We start from the raw sequence: 9,801 nt of genomic DNA on the forward strand, positions 1-9,801 counted from the left end.
TTAAGGGGCAGACAACGCTACTACTAACTTTCCGCATAACACCTTAATCACAAAAACCAACGCATAATAAAAATGCCATGCGTTGGCTGTCCCTCTTGAAGCGTTTGTTAGCACACAGTTGTTTAAGGCAATTACAGTTCTAATTCACTTAGTTCTGAGTCAATGATTCTTTCTGCTTCTTTTAGCTGCGTTCGTGCATATCCTAAGTAGATAACAAAATCCGCATCCGTGACTTGTGAGTGAGGGTTTTCGATAAACTCTAAACATTGTTCTAATGAGCGCTTAACTTCTCGATACCAAAGAACATTTTGAACGGCTTCTTCACCGTAAGCTGATTGAATCACGTTGCGAACATCTTCAAGTTGCTCTAATTTTGCTTTAGTAGCCGCAGCTGACAAAGCTTTCTCATATCTGCCTTCAACGATCTTGCTAAACAGATGATCGATAAATACCTTTTTCATTATTTCTCCTTAATTTAAATTTACGTCTGTGTGCTAACGCCCGCTTAAGGGGCTGACAACGCTACTACCAAGTTTCCGCATAACACCGTAAACACAAAAACCAACGCATAATAAAAATGCCACGCGTTGGAAGTCCCTCTTGAAGCGTTTGTTAGGCATTTCCCAACGCATTGATATTATTGCTTAATTCCCAGCATTCTAATGATTCGCCATCACTATCCACAGCAATATTTTTATAAATAAATCCATTTTTGCGAACAACATTGAGTGACGCCGAATTTTCAGAAGAGATTAATGCAAAGACAACTTTGACTAAACCAGATTCAAACGCAATTTGGCAAAGTTTGTTAACTGCAAATGTTGCAATACCTTTGCCTTGAACCCCAAAAGCTACGTTGTAACCGATTTCAACTCGACAGTTGAACGGTGGGTTCTTGAATCCACAACTACCAATTAGCTGGTCATTTGACTTTATAAAGTATGGTAAAGACCAAACTTCACAAATTGAATCACGATAATGATTAAGAGAGCGTTCTAAAACATGATTTGGTGGAATTCCGTCAATTATATACTTGAGCTCAGATTGACCATCACGCAACATTTTTAGCTCACTCTCATTTAGCTGAATGAGTTCCATAATTTCCTTATGCCTAACGCCCGGTTAAGGGGCAGACAACGCCACTACTAAGCTTCCGCATAACATCATAACCACAAAAGCCAACGCATAATAAAAATGCCACGCGTTGGCTGTCCCTCTTGAACCGTTTGTTATGTTTTATTCCAACCAGCTGATTTTGTTAAGAATAAACTTAGGAATTTCAACTAGTTTAAGACATTATTGCCTTACTTCTAAAAAGTGTTTTTTTGCATGATAAGCAAATATGTTTATAACGAGGATCTGCATGAGCTGTTAATGGTTGGAAAATCACTTTGTCTGAACCACAACTAAAGCATTTAGCACTTTCTGGATCTGCTGTTTTACATTCAGGATGCTTTATCAAATAATTCTCAAGTGTCGGCAATTTGTGCCAATCATCATCCTGTGGCTTCGAATATGATACAAAATAGTAGAATATTGCAGCCGCGCCAAAAGCTAAAACCAACCAAATGAAATCCATCTCTTTTCCTCAAGTTATCACGAAAACATAACGCCCAATTAAGTGGTGAACAACGCACTGGCCAAGCCGCTGCATTGCACCGTAAACACTTTACCTGACGCATAGTAAAACTGCCACGCGTTGAGAATCCACTTGAATTGTTTGTTATGTGAATTTTACCGTGAATTCAAAGTAAACCACCGTAGAAATGAAGATATTTGAATAAGTTACCTGCAAAAACGATACTTACCAAAACCTAAATTTCACAGCGATCTTAGCCAAAGAGAGCCACTTGCAGAATCAACAACAAAGAAAGCGCACTTTCAGCAACCGCTAAACCTTTTGCGTCACCAGATTTTCAGAGCTGAATGTCAGCAAGAAAATCAGTCAAAAAGACATTTCAATTAAAGCGATTTGAAACTGACGAAACTCAACACAAGCCAGATTCAAAACTTAATTGAGGCAACCCAAGAACCTTGAAAACGATCAACTTCAGAAGTTCCACAAAATCATTTCGGCTAAGTCAACTTGCCGAAAACACGGAACGAATTTTCAATGAAATCGTAGAATTAACCTCAAAAACTCATCCAACACATAACGCCCAATTAAGTGGTGAACAACGCACTGACCAAGCCGCTGCATAACACCGTAAACACTTTACCTGACGCATAGTAAAACTGCCACGCGTTGAGAATCCACTTGAATTGCTTGTTATGTGAATTTTACCGTGAATTCAAAGTAAACCACCGTAGAAATGAAGGAATTTGAACAAGTTACGTACAAAAACGATGTTTACCAAAACCTAGATTTCACAGCGATCTTAGCCAAAGAGAACCACTTACAGAATCGACAACAAAGAAAGCGCCTTTTCAGCCACAACAAAACCTTTTGCTTCATCAGACTTTCAGAGCTGAACTTCAGCAAGAGAGTCAGTCAAAAAGACATTTCAATTAAAGCGATTTGAAACCACCGAAACCCAACGCAAACCAGATCCAGCACTCAATTGAGGCAACCCAAGAACCTTGAAAACGATCAATATCAAGTTGTTCAAGAATCCATTTCGACCAAGCCAACTTGCCGGAAACACGGAACGAATTTTCAATGAAATCGTAGTCTTGACCTTAAAAACTCATCCAACACATAACGCCCGCTTAAGGGGCAGACAACGCTACTACTAACTTCCCGCATAACACCGTAATCACAAAAACCAACGCATAGTAAAAATACCGCGCGTTGGCTGTCCCTCTTGAAGCGTTTGTTAAATGGTTATTCCTCGTCAGGGTCAAATGTGTATTCAGGGTAATAGTTGAGGACATTGTACATTTTAGGCTTACCTCTTACGGTTTGAACCTCAACATCAACGACAAATGCAAGCTCTTGCCAAGGTTTACCTAAAGATGGATCAGGGTGCAACATAGCTTCTTTTAGTGCGTTGTTTTCAAAGATAACTTTTAAAGCTGACTTTGATATATCATCGATAATAGCTTTGTTACCAGTGTCTGAATTAGGGTCAAATTTGGTTTGATACCAATACATTACCTTTTTAAGGTGCTTATTCTCTTGTGGAGTATCCATATCTTCAACCAAGCGACAAATACGATTTTGAATTGCAGCAGCTTCAGTGGAATCGAGTATGAACTGATTGATAACCTGACCACCATCTGAAACATTAATGTTCATTTGCGAACCATGGTCTTTAGCAATTGGCTCTACAATTTTGTTCCACTCTTGCAAATCTTGTTTGGTCATATCTTTGGGGGGTTGATTAATTTTACCTAATAACCAGTTACAAGTGCTCTGAACTACACTTGCCCATGAGCTAACGAGCCACCTTCCCAAATTAATGGAACTATAGGCGCTGCCTGTGAAACTAGCTCTACAATAATTGAACCTTTTCTTACTTCTTTAATCAGTAATTCCGAACCAACATCTGTTAACGCATCGGTCTCGGACTCCACGAATTTATGGAACTGCCTGTTGAACGATAACAAAGACATAGAAAGATCTTCTAGCCCGACTGGAAGCTTATTATCAATTGTTATCTCTAACTTTTTTGAAAAATCTATTTCTATTATATTCGACATTGTTTCCTAACCATTTAACGCCCGGCTAAGGGGTTGACAACGCACCACCGAACTTAAAAAACACACCGTAAACCCTGAACTTCAATTTTGCACTAAAGTCGCCACGCGTTGGCAATCCCTCTTGAGCCGTTTGTTATGCAAATTCAATAAGATTGACCGACTTTACACGACCAAAAGCCACAATTGCAATGGTTGAGTAACTCAAGAACCAACCGAAGCCAGAGCCGTAATAAATAAGCCGCCAAAACAAAGTCCACCGTTCAACAACAAACCAAGCTTTTGAATGAGACAAACTCAACAAGCAAGACTTTCAGCAAGTGCAAAATGCTCGATAAACTTGCCCTTTCCACACTTTGCGCACGCTGAATTGGCAGCAAGCCAATGCTAAAACTGATTGAGGCAAACAAAGAATCTTGCCTGTTTTACGGTTTAAGTTAACCACGAATTTGAGGGTAAAAAAGCTCATTTGCCGACAACACCAAACGAATGGCCGGAGAAATCCCAAAAGATTGAACCCCTAAATTTACCTGAGTTGCATAACGCCGCGTTAAGGGGCAGCCAACGCTACTACCAACTTTCCGCATAACACTGTAACCACAAAAACCAACGCATAGTAAAAATGCCACGCGTTGGCTGTCCCTCTTGAACGCTTTGTTATAAGCAAATAACACCTTGATTTAATTGATGTTCAACTGTTCAGAACTAGACAAAACCCATGCACTATTATGAGCTTCAAAACCAATTTTCGGATAATAACCTTGCGCTTTCGGCGCTGACAGTAAAACCAATTTACAGCTTGGGCTCAATTCTTCTTTAGTCACTAAGATCAGATATTTACCTATACCATTGGATTGAACGCTTTCATCAACGGCTAAATCAGACAGATAGCAACAATAGTGAAAATCTGTCACTGAGCGAGCCACACCTACAAGTTGATCGTTCAGCCATGCGGTCACAATTAAATTAGAGTTGTCGAGCATACCCTGAATAGTTGACTCATTATCCAAAGGACGACGCTCACCCAATGAAGTTTTTTTCAGTAAACTCACGAATTGTTCAACTGAGATTGGATGGTTTACTTTGTACTCGATTTCCATTTTTCATCCTCTGGGGCTGAATTTGCTTATAACGCCCGGCTAAGGGGTTGACAACGCACCGCCGAACTCAAAAAAACACACCGTAAACACTGAACTTCAATTTTGTACTAAAGCCGCCACGCGTTGACAATCCCTCTTGAGCCGTTTGTTAGGCCAACCAATTGACACCGGCACTTTCACAACCAAAGAACGAGCTTTTTTGTAAACTTGAAACAAACTAACCGATTCATTTATAAACCAAAATGCTGAATCAGCAAAGAAACAAAAAACTAAAATTGAGCGATTTGGAAGAAAAGTGACGAGCGTAGCATGCTCGGCGGACGTTTGGATGCTGAAGGTTATTTTGCCGCTAAACTCACAACGAAAAGCAACTCAACGCGATCAAGAAACAACAAATATGTGATGATTATTTATTGCTTAACTTAAGCCAGAAAACATGGAATTTACCGCTCAATTCCAACTCGATTTAGCTGATAAAAACTCACTTTGCCTAACGCCCGGCTAAGGGGTTGACAACGCACCGCCGAACTCAAAAAACACACTGTAAACTCTGAACTTCAATTTTGCACTAAAACCGCCACGCGTTGGCAATCCCTCTTGAGCCGCTTGTTAGCTGTTGCACTTTAGCCGGAGATTGACTACCCAATAGCTTAATTTAAAACACATTATTGCTTTCAAGCGACAAAGTAAAACGGACAACTGAGAAACTAAAACCTAACCCACGAAACGCACTTGGCAAAGAAGAAATAACAGGAAAACTTGACGAGCTTCTAGAACTTAAATTTACAAAGAATTCTTTCGAAGAAGCCAACAACCAAATGCGCAAAATCCATTTAAACGCGAAAGAGCTTCAAAACCAAAGAAGCCACACCAAAGAAATAAACAAACACACCACTTCCCGTAAACAGACTTCGGTTAGTTCAAGCACTTCACGAACAGTGCCACTGGCGAGATACGAGGAAAAGTGCTGACTTTCAGGTGTAAAGCTAGAGCCTCAGACTAAGAAAAATAAGCGCTTAATTTTATGGTTTTTCTTAACCTTAGCTAACGCCCGGCTAAGGGGTTGACAACGCACCACCGAACTTAAAAAACACACTGTAAACTCTGAATTTCAATTTTGCACTAAAACCGCCAAGCGTTGGCAATCCCTCTTGAGCCGTTTGTTATGCAAATTCAATGAGATAAACCGACTTTACACGACCAAAAGCCACAATTGCAATGGTTGAGTGATTCAAGAATCAACCCAAGCAAGAGCCGTGATAGATGAGCCGCCAAAACAAAGTCCACCTTTCAGCAACAAACCAAGCTTTTGAATCAGGAAAACTCAACGAGCTAAAACTTCAGCAAGTACAAAATGCTCGATAAACTTGCCCTTTCTACACTTTGCACCCGCTAAATTCACAACACGCCAGCACTAAAACCGATTGAGGCAAACAAAGAATCTTGCCTGTTTTACGGTTTGAGTTAGCCACGAATTTGAGAGTGAAAATCCTCATTTGCCGACAACACAAAACGAATGGCCGGAGAAATCCCAAACGATTGAGCCCCTAAATTTACCTGAGTTGCATAACGCCGCGTTAAGGGGTGCAGGCACGCACTACAAAAGCTACCGCACAGAGACTTAATCACTGAACCCAACGCAAACCGAAAATGCCACGCGTGCCAAATCCCACTTTAACGCTTTGTTATGAGTGTTCTACCGCGCCCATATGCTTAACTACCTGATAGTAAAGTAAGCCTAGCCAAGCGATAAAAGGTAAAGTGTCCTCGGCTGAACTTACCAGTGCATCATTTTCAGTAGCAACCGACATATAGTAAGCTGACAACAAAATAAGCATCGGTATTAATAGAGCAAAGAACCTAACTGTAACGACAAAGCTAATACTAAAAAATCGTCCTAGGAAATCAGTGCCATTGTCAGCCCCATTTGCTCTATAAGCCAAGAATGTACCCAGAATTGGGATCAGAACAGAAGATAGAGAATTGATGGTATCCCATATATTTCTGGGCTCAACAGGCATTCTGAGAGCAAACTCGAAACCCAACACAGTAAAGATGGAAGTTAGGAACATATATATAAATCTATCTTTTTCTGTCAACCTTTCAACTTTAATATCTTTTTTTAAACCTTCGATATTCCAGATATACATTTTTCCTCCTAAACTCATAACGCCCGCTTAAGGGGCAGACAACGCCATTACCAACTTCCTGCATAACACCGTAATCACAAAAAACAACGCATAGTAAAAATGCCGCGCGTTGGCTGTCCCTCTTGAAGCGTTTGTTATGTGCTATTTTTCAACATCGTAAGCTGCTGCTGCGCTCTTTAGTTGTTGAATGTCTGATGCACATAGATATCGCTTTAAGGCTTCAAACTTCTCTGTGGGCCAATTATAGATTTGCATTTTCAACAGTTCGGCAATTACCGATTCGTCAAAACGATATTTGACTAATTTGGCAGGCGTGCCACCAACAACACTATAAGGGGCAACATCTTTAGTTACCACGCTATTTGCAGCAACTATGGCTCCTTCTCCGATTGTCACACCAGGCATAACCATTGATCTCATCCCAAGCCATGCACCATCATGGATAAAGGTATCACCTTTGCCTATATACGCCTCATCAATGTAGTCCATAAATGGATATAAACAGAACCAATCCGCCCTATGGGTATGATTACCACCCATTAAGATAACTGCCTCTGCGCCGATGCAAACGTAATCACCAATATGGAGTTTATCGATTTCCCACCTAGGTTCCCATTCACGACTCACTTCATCACCATGAAGATACCGAACAACAGATTCCTCAAATCCATTGTCCCAGCAGTCACTGTAATAACTATGAGTACCTTTGATAGAAATATTAGGGTTAGTTACTACCTCATGGAGTAACTGAAATTTTGACCAATGCTTCTTGTGCATACTAAACCTCAAGCTAATGTTAAATAATAAGAATTATTGAAATAACACTATGCCGTCAGTGAATGCGTGGCTGCTTTAAAAGAGGAATAAGTTTCATAAAAAACACCGTTAATTGAAAGGCGTGAATGATAGCACATAACGCCGCGTTAAGGTGTGAGTAACGCAATGCCGAAGTTTCTGCATTGCACCTTAAACACCAAAACCAACGCAAATTAAAAATGCCAAGCGTTACGAATCATTCTTAAACGCTTTGTTATGCGAATTTTTCAACTCTGCTGACTGAATAGTTGTGGTAATGAGCTCTTCAAAAAGTTCTAACTGCCCGGCTGGAATTAATTGATTCTGAATAGTTTTTCGTTTACTTGAGTCAAACAGCCGCTCTGCCACCCAACCAATGAGATACATCAGTGAAAGACAACCTCCGGCAGTGGCTATGTTACCTTCTACTACTAGAGGCAGATCCTGAACGTCTCCTCCCATCTTTTGTAGAACACTTTTAGCATCTGGATTGGTTGTTAATGGCTTACCTTTTAGTAAACCGAGCTCATGAAGGATGAATGAACCAGCACATATCGAGCCAATTAGCTGTTTGTTTGGGTCAAGGCTCAACGCTGACATAAATTCAGCATCTTTCATCGCTGCTGGAATACCACGTTTACCACTAGTGATAAGAACGACATCTTGGTTCGTCACCTCTGAAATATGCCCGTCTGTTGTAACTTTCATACCAAGGTGGGAATGATGTTCAGGTTTAGTTCCCAGTATGTTGACCGTCCAACTATCGGTTGTCCTCCCAAGCAAGTCATACATAAGAAAAAAGTCTACATCTGTGAAATCATCAAATATAACAACGCCAACTTTGTACATAAATTTCTATTCCTTTCGCTGATCTCATGAATCGCATAACGCCCGGCTAAGGGGTTGACAACGCACCGCCGGATTCAAAAAACACACTTAAACACTGAACTTCAATTTTGCACTAAAACCGCCACGCGTTGGCAATCCCTCTTGAGCCGTTTGTTATGCAAATTCAATGAGATAAACTGAATTTACACGACCAAAAGCCACAATTGCAATGGTTAAGTGATTCAAGAACCAACCAAAGCCAGAGCCGTGATAAATGAGCCGCCAAAACAAAGTCTACCTTTCAACAACAAACCAAGCTTTTGAATGAGACAAACTCAACAAGCAAGACTTTCAGCAAGTACAAAATGCTCGATAAACTTGCCCTTTCCACACTTTGCGCACGCTAAATTCACAACGCGCCAACGCAAAAACTGATTGAGGCAAACAAAGAACCTTGCCTGTTTTACGGTTTAAGTTAACCACGAATTTGAGGGTAAAAAAGCTCATTTGCCGACAACACCAAACGAATAGCCGGAGAAATCCTAAAAGATTGAACCCCTAAATTTACCTGAGTTGCATAACGCCCGGCTAAGGGGTTGACAACGCACCACCGGACTCAAAAAACACACCGTAAACACTGAACTTCAATTTTGCACTAAAGTCGCCAAGCGTTGGCAATCCCTCTTGAGCCGTTTGTTATACAAAATTAGCTTCGAACTTATTACACTTAATTTCAGTTTCTCGCGACAAAACTTTTGCGATTTCAGACGGTTCATAGAAATTCTTTGTATCAAAGCGCACTAATGGATGATGTCCATCTAGGACTTCATTTACATACTGATCGCGTTCCTGCCTTTTTTTCCAATTATGCGTAGAATCATCGAGTTCGATAACTGCTAGAATTTTTGTGGCCTTATCCGTTATGACAAAGTCCATTCGCTTTGCCCACGTTCGAGAATTATGCTTAAAATTAACAGGTTTAACCAAAGCCATTAGTGATACTTGGCTATGAATTACATACTCCGAAGGAAGAGCTTTTTGTAATGCAAAATAGAGTTTCCGCTCATTTTCAGTTGCTAAATGGCTTTGCTTTTTATGCTCAATTTTTACATTAGATGGAATAGGTACGTCAGTTAATTCAAATTTAGCTTTACGCTTACTAGCAGTTTGATTTGGCGAATCCCATGAAGCTGGCTTCGGCGTATTATTTCCTTTAAGTTTCCATACAATGTAGCCAAACGCTACGATGATAATTATTTCAAACATCTACGCCTATTTCTCCTTTTTGT

Annotated in this window: 10 protein-coding genes; all 10 read right to left on the minus strand. The window is 40.4% G+C overall.

Annotation, left to right across the window (positions count from 1 at the left end; genetic code table 11):
• Nucleotides 1-131 precede the first annotated feature (131 nt).
• The 10 genes from NB504_RS17700 to NB504_RS17775 all read right to left on the minus strand — a co-directional run bounded on the left by NB504_RS17700 (nucleotide 132) and on the right by NB504_RS17775 (nucleotide 9,778).
• Nucleotides 132-461: a hypothetical protein gene (locus tag NB504_RS17700; protein WP_094144297.1), complete on the minus strand. Its 330-nt coding sequence runs from the start codon at nucleotides 459-461 to the stop codon at nucleotides 132-134.
• Between the two features lie 151 nt (nucleotides 462-612).
• The gene (locus NB504_RS17710) at nucleotides 613-1,098 is read right to left on the minus strand and encodes a GNAT family N-acetyltransferase (protein WP_170888461.1); all 486 of its coding nucleotides are present in this window, start codon (nucleotides 1,096-1,098) and stop codon (nucleotides 613-615) included.
• Nucleotides 1,099-1,288: 190 nt separating this feature from the next.
• Nucleotides 1,289-1,579 carry a hypothetical protein gene (locus NB504_RS17720; RefSeq protein WP_064626913.1) on the minus strand — a complete coding sequence of 97 codons (291 nt, stop codon included), beginning with the start codon at nucleotides 1,577-1,579 and terminating at the stop codon, nucleotides 1,289-1,291.
• 1,245 nt (nucleotides 1,580-2,824) lie between these two features.
• Nucleotides 2,825-3,307 (minus strand): hypothetical protein, encoded by a 483-nt coding sequence (locus tag NB504_RS17730; RefSeq protein ID WP_258429502.1) that lies wholly within the window; start codon nucleotides 3,305-3,307, stop codon nucleotides 2,825-2,827.
• A 53-nt stretch (nucleotides 3,308-3,360) separates the two neighbouring features.
• The gene (locus tag NB504_RS17735; protein ID WP_258429503.1) at nucleotides 3,361-3,642 is read right to left on the minus strand and encodes a hypothetical protein; all 282 of its coding nucleotides are present in this window, start codon (nucleotides 3,640-3,642) and stop codon (nucleotides 3,361-3,363) included.
• A 677-nt stretch (nucleotides 3,643-4,319) separates the two neighbouring features.
• Nucleotides 4,320-4,739, minus strand: a complete 420-nt coding sequence (locus NB504_RS17745) for a GNAT family N-acetyltransferase (protein WP_064626929.1) — start codon at nucleotides 4,737-4,739, stop codon at nucleotides 4,320-4,322.
• A gap of 1,685 nt (nucleotides 4,740-6,424) precedes the next feature.
• Entirely contained in the window at nucleotides 6,425-6,889 is a 465-nt protein-coding gene (locus NB504_RS17750; RefSeq protein ID WP_258429505.1) for a hypothetical protein, read from the minus strand.
• A 141-nt stretch (nucleotides 6,890-7,030) separates the two neighbouring features.
• A complete protein-coding gene (locus NB504_RS17760; protein WP_094127560.1) occupies nucleotides 7,031-7,666 on the minus strand; it encodes a CatB-related O-acetyltransferase in 636 nt (211 codons plus the stop codon).
• A gap of 228 nt (nucleotides 7,667-7,894) precedes the next feature.
• Nucleotides 7,895-8,533 carry a DJ-1/PfpI family protein gene (locus tag NB504_RS17770; RefSeq protein WP_088729505.1) on the minus strand — a complete coding sequence of 213 codons (639 nt, stop codon included), beginning with the start codon at nucleotides 8,531-8,533 and terminating at the stop codon, nucleotides 7,895-7,897.
• A 675-nt stretch (nucleotides 8,534-9,208) separates the two neighbouring features.
• Nucleotides 9,209-9,778, minus strand: a complete 570-nt coding sequence (locus tag NB504_RS17775; protein ID WP_258429507.1) for a DUF2726 domain-containing protein — start codon at nucleotides 9,776-9,778, stop codon at nucleotides 9,209-9,211.
• Nucleotides 9,779-9,801: the final 23 nt, after the last annotated feature.

The sequence above is a fragment of the Vibrio sp. RM-69-4 genome (genome assembly GCF_024743775.1).
In the GTDB taxonomy this organism is placed as follows: Bacteria; Pseudomonadota; Gammaproteobacteria; order Enterobacterales; family Vibrionaceae; genus Vibrio; species Vibrio anguillarum.

Bases quoted from the DNA above. Each gene is read 5' to 3' on its own strand.
- NB504_RS17770 (WP_088729505.1), bottom strand. From the start codon at position 8,533: ATGTACAAAGTTGGCGTTGTTATATTTGATGATTTCACAGATGTAGAC.
- NB504_RS17710 (WP_170888461.1), bottom strand. From the start codon at position 1,098: ATGGAACTCATTCAGCTAAATGAGAGTGAGCTAAAAATGTTGCGTGAT.
- NB504_RS17735 (WP_258429503.1), bottom strand. From the start codon at position 3,642: ATGTCGAATATAATAGAAATAGATTTTTCAAAAAAGTTAGAGATAACA.
- NB504_RS17730 (WP_258429502.1), bottom strand. From the start codon at position 3,307: ATGACCAAACAAGATTTGCAAGAGTGGAACAAAATTGTAGAGCCAATT.
- NB504_RS17745 (WP_064626929.1), bottom strand. From the start codon at position 4,739: ATGGAAATCGAGTACAAAGTAAACCATCCAATCTCAGTTGAACAATTC.
- NB504_RS17750 (WP_258429505.1), bottom strand. From the start codon at position 6,889: ATGTATATCTGGAATATCGAAGGTTTAAAAAAAGATATTAAAGTTGAA.
- NB504_RS17720 (WP_064626913.1), bottom strand. From the start codon at position 1,579: ATGGATTTCATTTGGTTGGTTTTAGCTTTTGGCGCGGCTGCAATATTC.
- NB504_RS17700 (WP_094144297.1), bottom strand. From the start codon at position 461: ATGAAAAAGGTATTTATCGATCATCTGTTTAGCAAGATCGTTGAAGGC.
- NB504_RS17760 (WP_094127560.1), bottom strand. From the start codon at position 7,666: ATGCACAAGAAGCATTGGTCAAAATTTCAGTTACTCCATGAGGTAGTA.
- NB504_RS17775 (WP_258429507.1), bottom strand. From the start codon at position 9,778: ATGTTTGAAATAATTATCATCGTAGCGTTTGGCTACATTGTATGGAAA.